The following is a 435-nucleotide window of genomic DNA, read 5'->3' as shown; positions in this document are numbered from 1 at the left end:
GCAAAGGCCAGCGCCTGCGCCAGTGGACGTTTCAGGGCGCGCAGCTCCACCACTTTTAAGCGTGACCAGCCTTCAATCCCCAGCGACTGACATAACATGCTGTAGCGGGCGGTGACAGAATAATGGATTTGATTTCAGTTTTAGCGTTATGGCCTTACCTGTTGCCTGTTGTGGCCGGTGGGGCCGTCTGGGCGATGCGTCGTAGTTTTGCCAGCACCGAGCGTGTGGAGCGTCTTGAAAACCGGATGACCGAAATGGAAACCCGCTACGCCAGCATCCCTGGCACAGAAGATGTACACGAAATGCGCCTGCGAATTGCAGAGCTGTCCGGCGATATCCGGGTGCTGTCCCAGCGGGTGCAGTCATTTTCCCATCAACTGGAGCTGCTGCTTGAAAACGCAGTAAACCGGAGTAATTCATGATTAACGATATTCT

The 435-nt window shown here is 54.7% G+C and carries 1 protein-coding gene; it reads left to right on the top strand.

What is annotated here, in order from left to right; translation table 11 throughout:
* Positions 1-122 precede the first annotated feature (122 nt).
* Complete coding sequence (locus tag AC0L3J_RS37505; protein ID WP_000364295.1) at positions 123-422, top strand: DUF2730 family protein; 300 nt, start codon at positions 123-125, stop codon at positions 420-422.
* Positions 423-435 lie beyond the last annotated feature (13 nt).

The organism is Bradyrhizobium sp. Kon37, from assembly GCF_055807535.1.
Note: the sequence above shows the minus strand (reverse complement) of the source record. Positions and strands in the feature narration are given on the sequence as shown.